Source organism: Devriesea agamarum, assembly GCF_900070355.1.
In the GTDB taxonomy this organism is placed as follows: Bacteria; Actinomycetota; Actinomycetes; order Actinomycetales; family Dermabacteraceae; genus Devriesea; species Devriesea agamarum.
On record NZ_LN849456.1, the window covers coordinates 2,328,043 to 2,346,651 of the forward strand.

Below are 18,609 nucleotides of genomic sequence, written 5' to 3' on the forward strand. Positions count from 1 at the left end.
GTTATCCCTCCCCGGGCGGTGTGGCGAGAAGGTCGATCTGGGCGGTGCGGGTGGCCGAGACGTCCTGGATGCCGATCATTGCGAGAAAGACGGTGGGTCTATGGACGGTGACGCTCACGCGTATGGTGTGTCCGTCGACCATGTCCACGGCGCCGGTGGCACCGGCCTGGTGCAGGAAACGCGTGGCCGATTCCATGGCGGCCGGAGTGCTTAAAGCGGGTGGCCTTCCGGATGCGATAGGAAGGGCAGCCAAGTACTGAGCGCCGCTGCGGGCTGCTTGCTGGGAGATGGATGCTGCTTCGGAGCCGGCTGTCATTTTGGCTCCGCCGTCAACCATCAGCCCTGCGACCAGGACTAATGCAATGACTAGGACCGCTGTTAGTGGCGAAATCTCACCGCGGTCGCGGGCCGCGGTGGTGCGTGCACGCCTGCAGATACGTGGTTCGCACACCCTTAGACCGCGTTCACCCCGCCAGATCCTGCTACGTCGCGCTTTCCAAATACGGGACCACACTGCGGCATGGCATTGGGGAGGGGACGTCGTGCGAGGTGGGGTGCAGACACCAGCTTGAGCCCAAGAATGACTGGCATGTAGTGGTGCGTTCATGACCTCTCCCGGTATCGGTCCAGCGGGGACACAGTGGTGACGGTGACCTCGGTGTGGCCAGGCAGCCCAGGGAGGTGAAAGACCTGGTCGAGCTTGAGATCGCAGGTCACGGTGGATCGCACGGCTGCGATGGTTCCCGGCGGCGAGGTGAACGCAGTTGGGTCGATGTCCACGCGCACTGATGCACATGAGAGGTTCTGAGCCCGCAGCTCCCGGGTGAACAGGGCGCGAGTGTGTGCGCTTGCCTCGCTGGCATTTAAGGCGAGGGTGGCGCTGCGGACTGCTGACCAGGCAGAGGAGTCAACTGCTTGACGTGCCATTGCGAGGCGGCCGCCGACGAGAACCAGCCCAAGAATGAGAAGGAGCACCGGGGCTAAAACCGCGAGTTCAACACTGGAGGATCCGCGTTCGCACTGTCGCACCAACGAGGTGTATGCCGTGCTTTGGTGCACCGGCGCCGCTGTCGATTCGCATCCTCGCGCCGTGCCGGATGGCCCACGGTTTTGAGCTGTGCCGGATGGCCCGCATCCTAGCCGCCGCATCCCCAACGACGACCTTGGTAGTGCCGGGGTGCACGTCGCGGGGATCATGGTGTGAACTCCTCAATCGGAGAGGTTGAGGTTTGTGTGATCAGCGGTAGCTCCAGACCGGGGATCAACGACAGAGCATGGCCGGTGACTGTGACGCTGACACTCGTGGGGTTCCGACGGCTGGTCACGGTGTAGTCGCGCAAAATGCCGTTGTCTTCGGCGCGGAGCACCTCGCGGGTGACGGCGACACCGGACGGTTCGGGAGACTCATGCAGTGCGGCAGACATCGATCCGTCGTGCGCCGCATACATCGCGGTGGTTCGGGCAGAAAACCAGAAACCGCAGTGCACGACCAGCAGAATTAAGCCGAGGGCAGCGGGCAGAGTGATGGCAGCTTCGGTGGCGTTTCCGCGACTCAGCCAGGAGTATCGACGCGATGTCATTTGAGCTCGGCCATTTTGGTCTCGATGAACGCTTTGATCCCGGTAAGAACCACGAAGGCGAGTGCGACTCCGACCACGGCCATCAGCACGTACTCGACAGTTGAGGTTCCGAGCGAACGAGAGGTACGGGCTTTGTGGAAGTGGACCTGGATGAGCCCGGTGAGAAATGAGATGGTGCTGAGTAGCGCGGTCATAACAGATACCTTTCGAGAGTTGTCAGGTGAGTTAGCTGGTGAGGTTCAGGCGGCTAAGTAGGTGGCGGGTTGGCTGGGTGGCGTTGTTGAGTCCGCGCAGCTATGACGGCACGGCGAGCTTGAGCAGGGCGGGAGCAATCAGCAGCCCAATAAAAGCCGCGGCGAGCAGGGCGACCGGGAGGCTGAGCCCTTCGGACTGAGCATTGGCCTGGGCCTGGTCATCGCGCAGGTGCCCGATCCGGACGGCATGGGCCCGCGCCCGCAGGCTTTCCCAGATCGATACGCCTTCTTCGCCGGAGAGACGGACAATGTCGGCGATCTCGTCGAGTTCTTTTAGGCCAAATTCGGCACCGAGTTCGCGCAGGTCATCCCAGGCATTGGTGCCGCGCAGCCGAGCTCGTTCAATGATTTGCCGGATGCGCAGGAACAGCTCGTTGTCACCAACCAGGGACGCATCGATCATGGCCTGGGTGGATCCGGCCCCGCCGATTTTTGCGAGCGCTATGAAGTCGATGTAGGCCGCAAGAATGCGGCTGCAGCGGTGGCGGGCGCGTGCAGCCTGTTTACGAACCGCGAGATCAGGAAGCAGGAAAAAGACGATGCCGAGTATCACCATCAGCCCTACGGTGAGGAAGGGCGGTGGGGCTAAACCGAGGATGAATGCAAAGGCACCCAAAACGATGGGAAGAAGAAATCCTAAGAAGCTGAGCAGAGCTTTGCGCCCGTAGAAGGCAGTTGAGGTCAGGCCGAGCAGGGCGAGGTCTCGGGTGGGGGTCACAATGCCTGGAAGCGAGGTGACGAGGCGTTCAATTTGCTGGCCCAGTCTGTATTCGATGGGAAGTTTGTCGCCGGTAAGGCCCGGAGCCTGCGATGCGCTGTGGCCGTCGAGATGAGATAAGGCGGCGCGTAGCTGCGGTGACGCGGGTATAGCGGCGTATATGAGCAGGGTGAGTCCGAGGCCGGCGATGGCTCCGTCTATCAAAATGAACGCCATCATCGGATACTCCCGGCACAGTGCGAGGTTGATGGAGACTGGCTGATCCCGGGGCCGTGCAAAATCCGGTCGGGGATGGTTTCGGCGGTGGCGCGGTGCATCCACCACAGGGCGAATGCGAACAGCGTTATCAGTGTGACCAGGATCAGCTGCCCCAGCCCAGTGTGGAACGGGGCGACATATTCGGGGTTGAGCAGGAATTCTGTAGCGAGCACAAGAATGGCGATCAGACTGATCATGCGCGCATTGGCTCGCGGTTTCGCCCGGTCAGCTTCGATGTGTCGGCGCATCGCGACGTCGTCGGCAATGGTTTCTGCACACCCGGTCAGCAACCGGGCAAGTCCTTGACCGCGTCGGCGCGAACCCAAAATGAGTGCGCCGACCATTAAATCCCCGGTGGGGTCGGCGAGATCATCAGCGAACTGCCCCAGGGCGGTATCAATTGGAACCCCCGCATGTAGCCGCGCGCCGAGCAGTCCCACTTCATCTGCAATTGGTGCAGGAGCTGAGCGTTGAGAGGCGAGAATGGCCTGTTCAATGCCGGCACCGGCACCGAGAACACCCGCCATAGACCGGGTCCACTCTTCCATGGCGTTTAACCGGGCAATGGTTGCGGTGGACGTGGAGCGGGGAATGAACTTCGGGGCGATCACGATGATGGCGGGTACCGCGATCACCGATGCGATATACCCGGTCACCAGCCACGCTACGATCCCGCCGCCGACCGCACCGGCAGCAATCCCGGCTGATTTATTGCGTGCTGACAGTGCGATACGGCGTGGGGGACGAGTGGCCAGGTCGCGGATGCGCTGCGGGCGCACTCCAGCCCACACCGCCCAGCATCCCAGCCCTGCCATGATGACGAGCAGGGCCGCCAGAATCGGCATCATCGGGATCCTCCCGCTGTTAAATACGGCTCCAGGTCGCGATACCAGACGGGCTTTGCAACGTTGACGGCGCCGTGCGGGGAATAGGTCCACAGCCCGGTGGTGGCGACAGCGCCGTTTTCCCCTGGTTCGTAGCTGTTGACGGCGGTCACGCGGCGCTGTGGTGAGGCGAGGCCATCGGGTCCGACGACGCGAACCACGTCAACGAATACGGCGAGGTCGATATTTTCGGCGACTTGGCGTCGCGCGAAATCTTCGGTCACTCTGCCGTCTTTGCGGGCGAGGGTGACAATCCGACCGGGAATAGCGCAGGGGCTTTTCGCGTGGATGGTGGACAGGCTTCCCGAACCGGTTTGCATGGCCTCAAACATGGAGATCACTTCGGGCCCCAGAATTTCGCCGACGATGAGTCGGTCGAGGTTCATCCGGAAGGTGTCGCGTGCCAGGTCGTCCATGGTGATTTCGCCGATGGGGCGCCCCTGCGCGTCTTTTTCGTCGCTTCCCGGCACCGCCTCTAAGGCGATGAGGCGTCGGTGACGGTCGTGTCCGAGCAGATCCAGATGCAGTTCAAAGGTAGATTCCAGGGTTGCGATTTTCTCCCAGGGATCAATTTCGTTGATGAGTGCCCGTAGCAGTGTGGTTTTTCCGGCCCCTTGGGCCCCGCCCACGATGATGGATTTACGGGCCTTCACTGCGGCGCGCAGGAAGTCGGCGAGGTCGGCGGGCATCACATCGAGTTCCACCAGGCTGTTGAGGTCGACATCGATGAGCCGGTGCACTCTGATGGTGGCGCACGGGGGATCGACGATCCAGCCGGTTGCTTGAAGGCGCGCACGCGGGCCGAGGCTCATGTGCAGTCGGGGGTGTGCCGGGTCAAAACTTTTACCCTGCTGGGTTGCGAAGAATGCCAGGGTGGAGAGCAGTTCGTCATTGCTGTCGGCGATGGGCTCAGACTGTCCGAAGACGTTTCCGACGCGTTGAATGAGCACGTCATCCGAGCCGTATATCTCGATGTTTTCGATGGTGGGGTCATCGAGCAGGGGTTGAAGCCGCCCGAAGCCGAACAGGCTTTCCATGACTGCTCGGCAGATGTCTCGTCGTTGCGCATTTGTCCACGACGGCAGGCCCCGGTCAATCCGATCTTGGTCGTGATCGGAGATATAGCCGGTGGTCAGATGCATGGCGCGTGCACGGTGGCTATCGGGGTCCAGCCCGTCGTCGACGTTGAGGGCTAGTGCTTGGGCAACCTTTGATCGAAGATCGGTCACCGCTGCCCAGGTGTCGCGATCCAGCATGGTGGAGGAGCTGGCCTGGCCCGCGTCGGCTGAGCGCGGTCGCCCCAGGTGGGTTGAGCATGATCGCTTATTGTCGGTGTTTGGTTGGTCAGGGCCATCCCGGTCTGGGCGGTGGGGTAACCAGGCGTGATGATTGTGCGGCTCAGCGGTGCGGCTTAGCTGGTTTGCACACGCTTCGCTAAGGGGGAGGTCGGAGAAGAGCGGAAGGTGCTGAGGCTGCGTCATGAGATTTCCCCGGCCAGAAGAGTCCGCCTGGTGGTGGCTGTTTTGTATGCGAGCGAGGCGAGACGATGGATGGATTTCAGGTGTCGGCTGGACTCGAAATTGCGTGGGCGCGGGCTACCCGATGAAAGATGCATAGCTGTTTTCGGGCTCCACGGCACCGTCCCCAGGAGCGGCCTTTTGATCGTGGCTCGGGTTTCACGGGCGCTGTAGGTTCCGGGCGCATCGACGGCGACCAGGTGCAGCGACGGGATAGTGGTGTCCTGGTCGGCAGTATCAGTTCGATGTGCAAGGGCTGCCCGGACCGCCATCACGGAGGGAATGGTGGGGCGCAGCAGAAGCATCGAAAGGTCGGCGCTGTGCAGTAACGCGGTGGCGCAATAGGGTGCATGGAGCCGACCGAGGTCGGCGATGACATCGATTCCGGCGCGGTCGAGTTCACGGAACGCGAATCCGAGCATGTCCCATCGAGTGGCCAGTGCCCGGCCCTGCAGAGGATTGAGCAGCCCCGGGATGACCCGTCGGATGCGGTCCTGTTCACCGGTGAGCGGAATGGACTGATGAAGAAGCTGCTCTTCTAGGTCAGGACCGGGAAGAAAGTCGATGAGGGTGGCAGTGGGAGCGATACGACCGGCGAAATATCCGGCGAGGGTGGGCGAATATCCCACGGTGTCTGCTTCCACCAAAATCGCGTCACGAGGCCAGGTGAGAGCGAGTGCGAGTGCCGTGGTGGAGACGCCGGGCGATCCGTGAGCCGAGCACAGTGCGTAGAGCATGGTCATTTCTCCCGCGACATGACGGCGAGCCCAATGCGCCCGGATGCCGAGAGTGAGGTCACGGCGTGAATATCCTGGCTGGACACAATGACTTGGATGGCGATGGTGCCGCGCGGGCTCGCTGATCCGACGCGAAGCACCGTCGCGTCAATCTGGCTGTCCGTGCTCGAATCGGGGCTGTCGCTGACTGGGTCGCTGTTGGGGCGCGGGGTGCTGAGCAGGCAGATTTTGTCGCCGGGAACGATGCTGTCGACGGGGACCTGGGCGCTGTTGAACTCAATGGAGATAATGGCTTTTCCGGCCTCGGGAAGATCGGTAGCGGATACCTGGCTCGGACTGAGGATGCTTCCGCGGGGAATTGTGCTGGTGGCGTGCCGACCGATGAGTGAGGTGAGGGAGGAAGCCTCCACTCGTTTAACGCCCGGGGGCAGGTTGACGGTGGTTTCGGCGAGATCTTTGCGGGTGATTGTCTGGCCCCACGCGATGTCGTGGGTGCTCACCACAACTTTTTCGGTGGCCGACAGCTGGTTCGCGATCCACCAGGCCCCGACGGCGCAGACAGCGATGAGTGCGATCCCGAGTGCAATCAGAGATGGACGCCGCCGCGAGGGAAGCGGCTGGGCGAGGGTTTGTGGGGTGGCGGGGCTTTGTGGGGTGGCGGGGGTGGAGTACGCCGACTTAGGCCCGGGTGCGGATGGTGACGATGAGTGCGCATCCGGGGGTGCGGTGCTGGTTTTCTTAGCGCGCAGCGTCATGGTGTTTCTTTCTGGACGCGGCTGGCTCGTTACCGTCGCGGTGCGTTCGAGTGCATGCGCGAGGTGGCCTGGTGGTCGTGTCCGTTCTCAGGTGGCCCCTGGAGGGGTGGACGAGAGCGATGCTAGACCCAGAAAGCCCTATAAAGGGTGTTGCGGAAGAAACTGTGGATAACCCAGTGAGGGGTCCATAACGTGCTGGTCGCGCTGGATGTGGTGGCCGTTCGGCGGTCTAAACCTGCTGATGCCGATGCGGGTCCTACGACTCAGGCTGAGGTTGCAATGAGCTCCCGTGAGTGGCGATGACACGCTGATACCACTCAAAAGACTTCTTACGATAGCGGGCTAAACTGCCAGTACCGTCATCGTTGCGGTCAACGTAAATGAACCCGTAGCGCTTGGACATTTGTCCGCTGGATGCTGACACACAGTCGATGCATCCCCAGGTGGTGTATCCCAAGATTTTCACGCCGTCCTCAATGGCCTCGCGAACCTGCACCAGGTGATCATTGAGATAGGCGATGCGGTAGTCGTCCTCGACCTTGGGCGTGCCATCGGGGCCGGTGGTCAAAACATCCCGAGCACCCAGCCCGTTTTCCACGATGAAAAGCGGTTTTTGCCATCGGTCCCAGAACTGGTTGAGCACGATGCGTAAACCGATGGGGTCGATCTGCCACCCCCACTGTGAGGCGGGGAGGGTGGGGTTGGGTAGACCGCCCATCAGGTTGCCTTCGCCTGGTTCGATGTCCTGGGTAACGCCATCGCAGATAGACATGTAGTAGCTGAAGGATACGAAATCCACTGTGTGCCTCAGGGTGTCTCGGTCATCCGCGGTGATATCCAAATCGATGCCGTGCTCGCGCAACATGCGCAAGAAATAGCCCGGATATTCACCGCGAACGTGAACATCGCTGAATGCGAGGGAATCGTGGTCGGTGCGCTGCGCAGCGAGCACGTCTCGTGGATCCGGGGTGAGTGGATAGACCGGAAGAGCGATGACCATGCAACCTACTTTGGCCTCGGGCATCATCTCGTGCGCCATGCGGGTCACCGATGCGGAGGCAACGAGTTCGTGATGCACGGCGTGGTAGAGGTCCGCGGGTTTGAGCTGGTCAGCCGGTGTGAGGATTCCTCCGGACATCAGCGGTTGATGCAACACCGAGTTAATTTCGTTAAATGTCAGCCACAGTTTGACGCGGTGTCCGAACCGTTCAAAAAGTGTGCGGGCATAGCGTTCGTAGAACCTGATCATGCGGCGATCAGTCCACCCGCCATAGGTTTTCGCTAAATGCAGCGGGGTTTCGTAGTGACTTATAGTCACCATCGGTTCGATGCCGTGGCGCTCTAATTCATCGAGGAGGCGATCGTAAAAGGCGAGGCCTTCTTCGTTTGGCTGCTCTTCATCTCCGCGCGGAAAAATGCGCGACCACGCAATGGAGAACCGGAAAACTGTGAAACCCAGGTCGGCGAAAAGAGCAATGTCTTCCGCGTATCGGTGGTAAAAGTCGATGCCCTGTAGCTTGAGATTGTCACCCGTGGGTTCTGCGGTCGGCGGTGCCTGCACCCCTTGGGGCATGACATCTTGAATGGACAGCCCTTTGCCGCCGTCCCGATAGGCTCCTTCGACCTGGTTCGCAGCGACGGCGCCACCCCAGAGAAAACCCTTTGGAAAAGGTTTCACACTGGATGTGCCGGTGAGGTCGGTGCGGGTGGTTCTCATAGGACACCTTTCGGCGCGGTTTTCGGTGGCGTTCAGGATATTCCATGTGGCCGGGATGCTTTGCCCGGGGGTGCAGGGCGTTTTAGTGAAGCTGCATCCATGCGTCGGTGCGCACCCGCAGGCCGAGGGTAACGGCCCGGACGGTCATGAAGACGAAGCAAAACGAGCACCATAAGCCGACCAGTGCCCACAGCCCACCTGGGAGGAGAGCTGATATGGCAACGGTGGCGGGAAGAAAGACTGCGAGGGTGATGGCGGCGGCTTTAGCGAGGTAGGGGGCGTCGCCCGCGCCCATTAAGACCCCGTCGAGGACGAACACATAGCCGGCCAGTGGTTGCGCGAGCAGCAAAACAAACAGCACAGCGCGCAAATTCGCTCGCACTGCTGGATCCGGGCTAAATATGTCCGGCAACAGGAACGACGATGCCAACATGACTAGCGCCACGAGGGTTCCTCCGCACACGCCCCACAGCATGAGTCGTCGGGTTACCGCGTGTACTCCGGCGCGATCACCTGCCCCCAGCATTCGCCCGGTCAAGGCTTGTCCGGCGATAGCCAGAGCATCAAGGGCCATGGTGACCAGGTTGAAGACCGACATGGCCGCTTGGTGCGCGGCGAGCTGCACGGCTCCGAGCCGGAGCGCAGCGACGGTCATTGTGATCAGCACGATTCGCAGACACAGCGTCCTGATGAGCATCGGCACGGATTCGCGCCACGCTGATGTCACATCGGCATGCCGCAGCCGAAGGCTCACGCCCTTGGGGCGCGCGGAGCGAATAACGACGGCGAGCAAACAAATAGCCATACCCCACTGCACCAGCACGGTCCCCAGTGCTGACCCCGCAATGCCGAGCCCGGCGGGAAAGACAAATGCCCAGTTCAAAGGCACATTAACGGCTGCTCCGACGCCTGCCACAAGGAACGGAGTGCGGGTGTCTTGTAAGCCTCGGACCAGCCCGGTTGCTGCCAGCACGGCCAGCATCGCAGGAAGGCCGAGAGCGGAGATCCGCAGGTATGTCGTGGCCTCGTGCCCCACCGCGGAGGTGGGACCAAATAGGTTGACGATCAGACCGGAGCCGGGCAGGAGCACAGCCATGCACAGCAGGCCAACCAGGAGCGCGAGCCAGCAGGCGTCAATTCCTTTGGACAGCGCTTCGGTCTGACGGCCAGCGCCCAAAGCGCGGGAGACCGATGCGGTGGTGGAGTAGGCGAGGAACACCGACAGGCCGACCACCGTGGTCAAAATTGTGGAGGCAATGCCGAGGCCGGCTAGGGCGTCGGTCGAGACGTGGCCAACAAATGCGGAATCGGCGAGGAGGAACAGAGGTTCGGCCACGAGCGCGCCGAGAGCGGGCCCGGCCAAGCGGATGATCTCTCGGTCGTGGTGGCGTCGGGATGCTGCCGGGTGATGATCTGGTGGTGAAGGAGGCGGCGGCGAGGGCGGCGAGGAAGCTGCGTGGGGCATGAAGCCATTGTGGTAGCGGAGTACGACATTCCACATTGCGGGGCGTGGTGAGATCGCCCGCACCGGGCAGGTGCCGCGTGAGATTGGACTAGTACGGGTCGGGCGACGAATGGGTTAACGCTGGGTTATTGGGGTGAATGTTCTGAGGTAATTCGGATCGATAAACAATGAGATAGCCGATATTCCCTTGCGGTGCCATGTAGAAGTATCGTGCGGGAATGTCCAGAGGTTAATTCACCTTTCATCTATGGCCGGCGCATGGCGGATGGCTGAATGTCATAGGTTCGTGATGATATGGAGCGGGCGTTGACGCAAGGGCCCCGGCGCATGGTGGATCAACTCGCATGGTGGGTCCACCCGGATTGTGAATCCAGGTGCACGGTGGATCCATCGGTGTCGCGCTACCTTGCCCGTCGATCGCCCCTGGACTGCCTGTCTCCGACCGGAACGGAATCTGATGAAGTTACTTGCCAACGTGAGCTTGAAGAACCGGTCCTTCATCGCACTGGTGTGTGTGGTGGTCTCGATTCTTGGCGCGTACGCGATGACGACCTTGAGGCAGGAACTCATTCCGTCGCTGGATCTTCCACAGATTCGGATCGTCACCTCGCAGTCTGGCGCGTCGGCGGAGCAGATCGAACAGAAGATTTCGGCGCCGATTGAACAGGCCGTACGCGGGCTGGAAAACGTCGACAGTACCTCCTCGACGTCCCGATCCGGTGTTTCGATGGTTACGGTTGAGCTGACCTATGGAACCGATGTCGCCCGCAGTGCCAATAAGGTGGATGCCGCGATTGGGCGGTTAAAGGATCGCTTGCCGGAGGGAGTCGATCCGCAGGTGATTGCCGGTGGGGCCTCGGAGATTCCGGCCCTGGTAACCGCCGTATCCTCCGACTCCGACCAGGGGCAGCTGGCCGATCGTCTGCGCACCACCGTGGTACCCGCTTTGGAAAAACTCGACGGCGTCTCTTCTGTGGTGCTGGCCGGAGCCCCCACCAAAATTGTGCGCGTCATTCCTCAACAGGAGAAACTCACCGCCTCAGGGTTGACGGTTTCCGATGTCGAGAACGCAATTAAAAATGCTGGCTCATCGCTCCCCGGCGGCACCGTCACCCGTGGCAACCAGGCGCTGGATGTCACCATCGGCAAGGACTTTTCATCGCTGGACCAGCTGCGAACGCTCATGGTGACGCCCTCAGCCCCGGCTGCCACCCCTCCCCCCAAGGCAGGCCGGGCGCAAACGCTGAGCCGCAACACAGTGCAACGCAAACCGGTGCAGCTGTCGTCCGTGGCGAGCGTGGAACACGTCGAAAAGGACGCAACCTCGATTAGCCGTACCAACGGGCGTGAATCACTGGTGTTGGTGGTGACCGCTGAGGCAAATGGCAATGTCGTCGACGTATCCAAGGAAGTCAGTCAGAAGCTCGATGATCTGTTGCCGACCGTGGGTGGAAACGCGCACAGTGACGTCGTATTCGACCAGGCCCCATTTATTCGGCAATCCATTGACTCGCTCGCCACAGAAGGTCTGCTCGGTCTGGGTTTCGCCATTGTGGTGATCCTGCTGTTCTTGCTCTCGGTGCGATCCACCCTCGTGACCGCCATTTCGATTCCACTCAGTGTGCTCATGGCATTCCTGGGCATGCTGGTCTTCGGGTACACGCTCAATATGCTCACCCTGGCCGCCCTGACCATTTCCATCGGGCGGGTGGTGGATGACTCGATCGTGGTGATCGAGAACATTAAGCGGCACCTGACCTACGGCGAACCGAAGATGCAGGCGGTGGTCGCGGCGGTGAAGGAAGTCGCCGGAGCTGTCACGTCCTCAACCCTGGCAACCGTAATCGTGTTCCTGCCGATCGCCGTCGTCACCGGTATGGCCGGCGAGCTGTTCAGACCGTTCTCGCTGACCGTGGCCATTGCCATGCTGTCGTCGCTGTTCGTGTCACTGACGATTGTTCCGGTGCTCGCCTTCTGGTTCCTTAAAGGCAACTACGGGAAAGATCCTCGGGAAACCGCGGCAATCCGAGACCGGGCGGAGCAGCGCGAAGAACGCAGTATCTTGCACCGGCTCTATTCACCAGTGCTGCGAGTTACCCAGGCGCACCGGATCGTGACGATTCTGGTGTCGATAGCGATTGTGGTCGGCACCGGATTCCTATTCCCGCTGATGACGCTGAACTTCCTCGGTGACTCTGGGCAGAATCTTGCCTCCTTCTCGCAAACTCTGCCCAACGGCACCAGTTTGAAAGAATCATCAGAAAAAGCTGCTGAGGCAGAGAAAGCGCTGCTGGGCATCGACGGTGTGACGACAGTGCAAACCACCATCGGTGCGGGCCAATTCAGCACCGGTGGTCAGCCGAACGAAATCACCTATGCGATCACCACGAAGGATGACGCTGACCAAGAGGCCTTGCGCCATCGCATTGATGACACGTTGAAATCTCTGCCCGACCATGGCGATATCTCTATGCAGGCCTCCGGAGGCCCCGGCGGCGCATCCACGGTCAATATTGATATCACCGGGCCGACCGCTACCGCGCGACGCGATGCAAATGACTTGATCATGGATCAGCTGGCGAATCCTCCGGCGAGTGTGTCGCAGGTGACTAGCGATCTGACCGCTGACCAGCCCGCCGTGGTGATCAGTGTGAAATCGAAGGAGGCCGCCGCTCGCGGCTTAACCGAGTCCGCCATTGTGGGGCTAGTAGCTCAGGAACTGAACCCGTCCTCCATCGGAAAAGTGTCCCTGGATGGTACCGACACGGATATTTACGTCGCCGGTGACACCAAGCCTGTGACCCTGAACGATCTGACGAAACTCTCCATCGCAGGCGTCCCGCTGACTGACCTCGCAACCATCGAAGAACGCAATGTGGTGCCGGAGCTGTCTACCAAGAACACGCAAGCTACGGTCACCATTGCTCTGACCCCGGCAGGGCAGGACGTCGGTGCGGTGATGAAGGTGGCGCAGGATTCGATTGACGCTGTCAAACTTCCCGACGGTGCCAGGGCGAGCGTGGGCGGCGCCGCAGACGACATCTCCCAGACCTTCGGCCAGATTGGTATCGCGATTCTCGCCGCAATTTTGCTGGTGTACGTGCTGTTGGTGTGGATCTTTAAGTCTCTGGTGCAGCCGCTGATTCTGCTGGTTTCGATTCCCTTTGCGGCAACCGGTGCGTTCGGCCTGCTGGTGTTGACTAACACCCCGCTGGGCTTGCCCTCCATGATCGGCCTGTTGATGCTGATCGGTATCGTCGTGACCAACGCAATTGTTTTGGTTGATCTGGTCAACCAATATCGACGTGACGGGATGCCGCTCGACGAGGCCATTCGCAGCGGTGCGAGGCGACGACTTCGCCCGATTTTGATGACGGCTGCGGCCACGATTTTCGCGCTGCTTCCGATGGCATTGGGCATCACCGGCTACAGCGCCTTCATCTCGAAGCCGTTGGCCGTGGTGGTCATCGGTGGTTTGGTGTCCTCAACCCTGCTCACGCTGGTGCTGGTACCGGTTCTCTACCGCATGGTCGAAGGCCCGGGTGAAAAGCGCAGACTCCGCCGTGAGGCTGAGCAGGCTGAACGTGATCGGCGTGCAACCCGGGAACGCCACGAGCAGGCTGGCGCGAGTTTTGTGGCGCGTCCCGGGAATGCCACTGCGCGTCCCGGGAATGCCACTAAGCGCCCCGTGAACGTCACCGGCCGTCCAGCGAGCGCTTTCACGGATTTCGCCGCAACCTCTGCGCGGGGTACCGCAACAGGGCAGGGCGGTGTCGCAGTGCAGAGCGGTGCGACAGGGCGGGGCGGTGCGTCAAGCCGCAATGCGGTGACTGGCCGTCATGCTGCGCTGAGTCGTGATGTTGTGATGTCGGGTCGTGATGCTATGCCGGGCGGTGGCGCCGTATCAGGGCGTGATGCTGCTTCGGGTCGTGATGCTGGCTCAGGGCGTCATGCTGTCCCGGGCCGCAGGGCTGCGATGGGGGCTGCTGTCCACGCATCGTCGGGCACCGCCACCGCGGGCTCAGCAAACACTTCTATCCGCTCAGCAAACACCTCGGTGCGTCCAGCGAACTCCTCCATGGGCTCAGCGACCGCACCGATGCGTTCAGCGACCGCACCGATGCGTTCAGCGACCGCACCGATGCGTTCAGCGACCGCACCGGGGCACTCAGCGAACTATGCCGCGCGCCCTGTGAACGGTCCAGTTCGCTCGGCGAAAGGTCAGGTCCCCAGGTCACGCGGTGCACGAGCGGCAAACGCGGTCCTTGAGACGGTGCGTCGCCGCGGGAAAGAGCTCAAAGAGCGCGGCGGCATTGTCGGGATCATCGCTGAGCGTCGGCAACGCGGAAAGTCGAAACGTGGGCGCACGTCACGATGACAATGTCCCGCCCGGACCGCAGATCGGGGTCCAGGCGGGATGTCAGACCGATGCACCTTTGCCCCATCGGGGCCAGTGCGTCAGCTACAGGTGCTGCGCGACTGGGTGAGCCAGGTCAGTGGCAAAATCGTCAGAAACAGCCCCTGACATTCCCGCTCCCACAACAGCGCCAGATCGCCGTTAGGGAGCTGGGTCATGCACTGGTAGACGTAGTGACGCGGGTTAAAGACCCGGTTATGCGGCCACGTCTGACCATCGTCGTAGGACAGGCGAAGCACACCGCAACCGCGGAATGGCAGCATCTTCGATGCATTCGCGAACACAACGGCCTCACGGCCCGCATCATCAGTCACCCGGACGGCGTTGGGCTGCGAAAAAATTTCCGTGAGCTGGTCAATGAAATCGACCGGCCCCCAGGTCTGGCCACCGTCACGGCTGACCGCATGCGCCACCCGACCCGACGGATGCTGGTTGCGCATATACACGTGGACCTCACCGTCGCTGCCCTCCACGAGCACCGATTCGTGCAGTGAGCCGCGGTCATCGCTCAGATCTCGCGAAGAAATCTCCACGCCGTCAAGCAGACGCCCATCATTCGGGGAGGCGCCCCGCGTCCAGGTGTGGCCGCCGTCATCGCTGAAGATCGCGGCGCAGGAGAACGTGATGCCCTCTTCGTGGTTGTAGTAGACCGGCACCAGGATCCTGCCCGCATGCTCACCGCGCTGCAGCTGAATACCGTTACCCGGGGACGTTCCGAAGAACCGCATCCACGGTTCTTTGACCTGGGAGGTGAGGTCAATGGGGTCACTCCACGTCTGACCGTCATCGTCGCTGACGATCATCTGCAGGTATGCGGTAGGTACGGCGAGCAGGGTTTCGTTCGGGTCCACGCCCGGTGCCAGGTGGATATTGCCGGCCGCAGCCCCGTCCCGGGTCACATTGCCCTGGGCATCGACTCGGTAGGTGGTCGGGTTGCCGTCGGCATCGCAGACAGTGCCGTCGGTGTCGAGGAGGAAGGCGTGGCCCGCTCGGTCGTGCAGGATACGCCGACCATCATCCGCAAATCCGGTGCCGAGACTGCTATTGGGCTGGCCGATACCACCGGGGAAATGATCGATCAGAACCAGAACTCGCCCACTTTTGCGGTCTTGAACCAACACGGAGTCGATCACGGAGGATCCGAGAGCTCCGCTGCCCGGATAGGTAATCAGAGTACGGGCCTCATCCCAGGTCTGCCCGCCGTCCAGGCTGCGACGCATGACAAAGTCGATGTCGTTGGGGCTGTCGTTGGGGATGCTCACTCGTTTGTCGGCTCCGGCGAGGATAACCCCGGAATCAAGGGTGATCAGTGAGGGGATCCGGTAGCTACGCGAGCTCTGATATCCCGTGTCAAAAAGCGCGCGGGTGGGCAGAGGCTCTACCCCGGCGAGGCGTTTAACCTGGTGGTCGCTGAGATAGAGGTCGTAGATCATGGCGGTCTGCGCTTCGCCGAAGAGGCGGCTTCCGGTGAGGTCGATGCCCACCACAACCCGCTCAACCTCTCCGAGGTCGGCGAAGAATGCGGTGCCGCTGACATGCGCCACTTGGTATCCGTCGACGTAGAGGTCGACGGCGCCGCGTCCGCTAACCAGTACGACGTCGTGCCACTGGCCATCGTCCCACTGGCCTCCGGCGTAGACGTCGGCGATCTGTTCACCGTCCTGGTAGGCGCGGTATGTCAGCGAACCGTTGTCGATGGCAAGTTCCAGCATTCCGCGGATTCCGCGCGCTGCGATGATGGTGCCGCCCTGGCCGCGTCCGCGGGTGCGGAAGAGTGCCCGTAGCGCGCCGTCATCGAGCTTGCCGCATCGTCGGGCGTCGCGGTTCGATAGTGCGGAGGCTGCGAACTCGACGAATGATTTGACCGGGGGGCACTGGGCCACGGTGGCGCGAGGGGAGAGGGGCGCGTCCCAGATCATTAGGCGGGAGGGCTCCATAATGCCCTCGGGGTCGATGCGCAGTGAGGTCAGTGCGATGTCTGCGAACCAGGCGGTGGTGGTGGCCGAGAACGCTTCGTAGCCGTCGACGATGACGTGGGTGCCGGTGTGGTCCACGGTGAGGCCGAGGGTGTGGGTGACTCCGTCGTCGAGGCCACGGGCGTCTTCAGCATCCAGGAGGCGGTGTTCATCGCTGTGTCGGACGGTGCCGGATAGGCGTCCGCCGTTGATAGCCAGGGTGAGTTCGCCGTTCTCGCCCTCGGCGACGAGGACAGGGCCGTCGATTCGAGAGGAGATCTGAAGTAGGAGGGTGCCGGAGCGGTTCTCAGCGAGATCGCGGATATCGCTGAGGGCGGCCTGAATGGAACGTGAGTCCCCGGCGACATCTCGTATGAGGGTCGGTGCGTTGTCCGCGGGGTGCTCGGGCATTGGTGTCCTTTCGGTGGTGTGGCGTGGTAGGCGGGACGGTGAGGGTGGTCGTGGGGACGTGGCAGTGATGGGTTGTGTTACACATCACCACATAGACATCTGATGTCTTATGTTTCCACAGTGATCTCTGGGACACAACTCCCCAGGCGCCGGGTTTGCGACCCCGGTCCTTCCGTCATCGGGTTGTGGTCCTTCCGCTATCGGGTTGCGACCCTTTCGACATGGGGCTGCGGCCTTTCTGTGAAGCTGGGCCTTTTCGCCGCGGGTCGTACCTTTCGCCGTGGGGCTGGACCCTTTGGGTGTGGAGTTGTAACCCTTTCGTTACGGGGTGGAAGCTAGTTGACCACGCCCCTAGTTGCCACTATGTTTACGCAACATCAGACGTCTGATGACCTAGTGGACTAGGAGCCCCTCATGAATCCCTCCCCACCCGATGCCCCCGCTAAACGGTGGTGGCAACACCTAGACCGCAGAAGCTGGAAAGCATTTTTTGCCGCCTGGCTAGGAGTTCTTCTCGACGGGTACGACTTCGTCCTGATTTCATTCGCACTCCCGTCAATCATCGTCGCCTTCGACCTCAGCCTCGTCGAAGGCGCATCGCTAATCTCCGCCGCGTTTATCTCCCGCTGGCTCGGCGGGCTCATCCTCGGAGCCGTAGGAGACCGGTTCGGACGTAAACCGGCGATGGTCATCTCCATGGTGCTGTTTGCCGCGGGCTCCGTCGCTCTGGCATTCGCGCCGAGCTACTGGTTCCTCTTCTTCTTCCGACTCGTCATCGGGTTTGCGATGGCGGGTGAATACTCCTCCTCCGCTACCTACGTCATCGAGTCCTGGCCCAAGCACATGCGCAATAAGGCCTCTGGATTCCTGCTGTCAGGATTCGCATTCGGTGTGATCCTCGCCGCTCAGGTGGACAAGCTAATTATGTCGACCATTGAGGTGTGGTTCCCCGGCTGGGGATGGCGCGCACTGTTCTTGACCGGTATCGTCCCCATCGTTTTGGCGATTTATATGCGCCGCACCCTGCCCGAAGCCGCCGACTGGGAGGAGGCCCAAAAGCAGAAAGCCGCAGCAACAGATGCTCCGCGCGAAACCGATATGCTCACCGTCCTGTTCACCGGGACGCGCAAAATCCCGAACATCATCGGTGTGATCATGGCCGCCGCCACATTGCTGGCAATCTTCGGAGAGTTCGGGTTGCCACACTGGGCGGTGGCCGTGCTCGCGGTGATCGCGGCAGCAGTCTTTATCGGATTCATCGTCCAGTTTGATTCTCGACGCTGGATGATCGGCGTCGCGATTATGGTGACGATCTTCGCCTCGTTCATGTACACCTGGCCCATCCAGGGTTTGCTGCCCACCTATCTCAAAGACGTCGGCATGAATCCCGAGACGGTCGCCAACGTGGTCAGCCTCGCAGGGCTCGGTAACGCCTGCGGCTACATCCTCGCGGGATTCCTCGGAGACATCATTGGCATGCGGCGCTGGTATGCGATCAGCCTGATCATTTCTCAGATTCTGGTGTTCCCCCTGTTTATGCAGGGTGGCGAGTATGTGCTGCTGGTGGGCATTTTGCTCTTCTTCAACCAGATGTTCGGGCAGGGTGTGTCCGGTCTGCTGCCGAAATGGGTCTCCAGCTACTTCCCGGTGGAAAAGCGAGCTGCTGGTCTCGGGTTCTGTTACAACGTCGGTGCGCTGGGCGGCGCCGTGGGGCCGGTGCTCGGCGCAGCGCTTGCCAGCACGTATTCGCTGGGGACGGCTTTGGCTGTGCTGTCGGTTGGATTCGCATTGATTGTGATCCTCTCCATTGGCCTGAACATCCCGAGGATTTTGCAAAAGCTGGTGAATCGCGACGTGGTGCGACCGGAAGACGGCAACGACGAAATCCTCGCCGACCCCGCTGCGACGGCCTGATTCACCCGTTCCACGCTGCGCTCTCCA

The 18,609-nt window shown here is 61.4% G+C and carries 14 protein-coding genes; 2 read left to right on the forward strand and 12 right to left on the reverse strand.

Features of this window, described 5'->3' with window-relative positions; translation table 11 throughout:
- Window position 1: 1 nt before the first annotated feature.
- The 11 genes from BN1724_RS13500 to BN1724_RS09865 all read right to left on the reverse strand — a co-directional run bounded on the left by BN1724_RS13500 (window position 2) and on the right by BN1724_RS09865 (window position 9,885).
- Window positions 2–607: a pilus assembly protein TadG-related protein gene (locus BN1724_RS13500; RefSeq protein WP_331709457.1), complete on the reverse strand. Its 606-nt coding sequence runs from the start codon at window positions 605–607 to the stop codon at window positions 2–4.
- On the reverse strand, window positions 604–1,197 hold the full coding sequence (locus tag BN1724_RS09820; protein ID WP_084252964.1) for a TadE/TadG family type IV pilus assembly protein: 594 nt from the start codon (window positions 1,195–1,197) through the stop codon (window positions 604–606). The genes BN1724_RS13500 and BN1724_RS09820 overlap by 4 nt, the downstream gene beginning before the upstream one ends.
- On the reverse strand, window positions 1,194–1,580 hold the full coding sequence (locus BN1724_RS09825; RefSeq protein ID WP_058235215.1) for a TadE family protein: 387 nt from the start codon (window positions 1,578–1,580) through the stop codon (window positions 1,194–1,196). The genes BN1724_RS09820 and BN1724_RS09825 overlap by 4 nt, the downstream gene beginning before the upstream one ends.
- A complete protein-coding gene (locus BN1724_RS09830) occupies window positions 1,577–1,774 on the reverse strand; it encodes a hypothetical protein (protein ID WP_058235216.1) in 198 nt (65 codons plus the stop codon). Before BN1724_RS09830 ends, BN1724_RS09825 begins: the two co-directional genes overlap by 4 nt.
- 100 nt (window positions 1,775–1,874) lie before the next feature.
- Window positions 1,875–2,771 (reverse strand): hypothetical protein, encoded by an 897-nt coding sequence (locus BN1724_RS09835; protein WP_058235217.1) that lies wholly within the window; start codon window positions 2,769–2,771, stop codon window positions 1,875–1,877.
- Window positions 2,768–3,658 carry a type II secretion system F family protein gene (locus tag BN1724_RS09840; RefSeq protein WP_084252965.1) on the reverse strand — a complete coding sequence of 297 codons (891 nt, stop codon included), beginning with the start codon at window positions 3,656–3,658 and terminating at the stop codon, window positions 2,768–2,770. The genes BN1724_RS09835 and BN1724_RS09840 overlap by 4 nt, the downstream gene beginning before the upstream one ends.
- On the reverse strand, window positions 3,655–5,175 hold the full coding sequence (locus tag BN1724_RS09845; RefSeq protein WP_058235219.1) for a CpaF family protein: 1,521 nt from the start codon (window positions 5,173–5,175) through the stop codon (window positions 3,655–3,657). The genes BN1724_RS09840 and BN1724_RS09845 overlap by 4 nt, the downstream gene beginning before the upstream one ends.
- Window positions 5,172–5,954: a P-loop NTPase family protein gene (locus tag BN1724_RS09850; RefSeq protein WP_157085857.1), complete on the reverse strand. Its 783-nt coding sequence runs from the start codon at window positions 5,952–5,954 to the stop codon at window positions 5,172–5,174. The genes BN1724_RS09845 and BN1724_RS09850 overlap by 4 nt, the downstream gene beginning before the upstream one ends.
- Window positions 5,951–6,703: an SAF domain-containing protein gene (locus tag BN1724_RS09855; protein ID WP_058235221.1), complete on the reverse strand. Its 753-nt coding sequence runs from the start codon at window positions 6,701–6,703 to the stop codon at window positions 5,951–5,953. Before BN1724_RS09855 ends, BN1724_RS09850 begins: the two co-directional genes overlap by 4 nt.
- 256 nt (window positions 6,704–6,959) lie before the next feature.
- Window positions 6,960–8,420: a glycoside hydrolase family 1 protein gene (locus tag BN1724_RS09860; protein ID WP_058235222.1), complete on the reverse strand. Its 1,461-nt coding sequence runs from the start codon at window positions 8,418–8,420 to the stop codon at window positions 6,960–6,962.
- 82 nt (window positions 8,421–8,502) lie between these two features.
- Window positions 8,503–9,885, reverse strand: coding sequence for an MATE family efflux transporter (locus tag BN1724_RS09865; RefSeq protein ID WP_058235223.1), 1,383 nt, complete (start codon window positions 9,883–9,885; stop codon window positions 8,503–8,505).
- 457 nt (window positions 9,886–10,342) lie between these two features.
- Between BN1724_RS09865 and BN1724_RS09870 the strand changes: the two genes are divergently transcribed.
- Window positions 10,343–14,263 carry an efflux RND transporter permease subunit gene (locus BN1724_RS09870; protein ID WP_058235224.1) on the forward strand — a complete coding sequence of 1,307 codons (3,921 nt, stop codon included), beginning with the start codon at window positions 10,343–10,345 and terminating at the stop codon, window positions 14,261–14,263.
- Between the two features lie 80 nt (window positions 14,264–14,343).
- On the opposite strand, the gene BN1724_RS09875 is transcribed toward BN1724_RS09870, so the two are convergent.
- Window positions 14,344–16,668 (reverse strand): exo-alpha-sialidase, encoded by a 2,325-nt coding sequence (locus tag BN1724_RS09875; RefSeq protein ID WP_084252966.1) that lies wholly within the window; start codon window positions 16,666–16,668, stop codon window positions 14,344–14,346.
- A gap of 414 nt (window positions 16,669–17,082) precedes the next feature.
- Here BN1724_RS09875 and BN1724_RS09880 point away from each other — a divergent pair, with 414 nt between their 5' ends.
- On the forward strand, window positions 17,083–18,582 hold the full coding sequence (locus BN1724_RS09880) for an MFS transporter (protein WP_058235225.1): 1,500 nt from the start codon (window positions 17,083–17,085) through the stop codon (window positions 18,580–18,582).
- Window positions 18,583–18,609: the final 27 nt, after the last annotated feature.

Excerpts from the sequence above, each read along its gene's own strand:
- BN1724_RS13500 (WP_331709457.1), bottom strand. The coding sequence starts at position 607 with ATGAACGCACCACTACATGCCAGTCATTCTTGGGCTCAAGCTGGTGTC.
- BN1724_RS09865 (WP_058235223.1), bottom strand. The coding sequence starts at position 9,885 with ATGCCCCACGCAGCTTCCTCGCCGCCCTCGCCGCCGCCTCCTTCACCA.
- BN1724_RS09855 (WP_058235221.1), bottom strand. The coding sequence starts at position 6,703 with ATGACGCTGCGCGCTAAGAAAACCAGCACCGCACCCCCGGATGCGCAC.
- BN1724_RS09880 (WP_058235225.1), top strand. The coding sequence starts at position 17,083 with ATGAATCCCTCCCCACCCGATGCCCCCGCTAAACGGTGGTGGCAACAC.
- BN1724_RS09845 (WP_058235219.1), bottom strand. The coding sequence starts at position 5,175 with ATGACGCAGCCTCAGCACCTTCCGCTCTTCTCCGACCTCCCCCTTAGC.
- BN1724_RS09875 (WP_084252966.1), bottom strand. The coding sequence starts at position 16,668 with ATGCCCGAGCACCCCGCGGACAACGCACCGACCCTCATACGAGATGTC.
- BN1724_RS09835 (WP_058235217.1), bottom strand. The coding sequence starts at position 2,771 with ATGATGGCGTTCATTTTGATAGACGGAGCCATCGCCGGCCTCGGACTC.
- BN1724_RS09850 (WP_157085857.1), bottom strand. The coding sequence starts at position 5,954 with ATGACCATGCTCTACGCACTGTGCTCGGCTCACGGATCGCCCGGCGTC.
- BN1724_RS09860 (WP_058235222.1), bottom strand. The coding sequence starts at position 8,420 with ATGAGAACCACCCGCACCGACCTCACCGGCACATCCAGTGTGAAACCT.
- BN1724_RS09820 (WP_084252964.1), bottom strand. The coding sequence starts at position 1,197 with ATGATCCCCGCGACGTGCACCCCGGCACTACCAAGGTCGTCGTTGGGG.
- BN1724_RS09840 (WP_084252965.1), bottom strand. The coding sequence starts at position 3,658 with ATGATGCCGATTCTGGCGGCCCTGCTCGTCATCATGGCAGGGCTGGGA.
- BN1724_RS09830 (WP_058235216.1), bottom strand. The coding sequence starts at position 1,774 with ATGACCGCGCTACTCAGCACCATCTCATTTCTCACCGGGCTCATCCAG.
- BN1724_RS09825 (WP_058235215.1), bottom strand. The coding sequence starts at position 1,580 with ATGACATCGCGTCGATACTCCTGGCTGAGTCGCGGAAACGCCACCGAA.
- BN1724_RS09870 (WP_058235224.1), top strand. The coding sequence starts at position 10,343 with ATGAAGTTACTTGCCAACGTGAGCTTGAAGAACCGGTCCTTCATCGCA.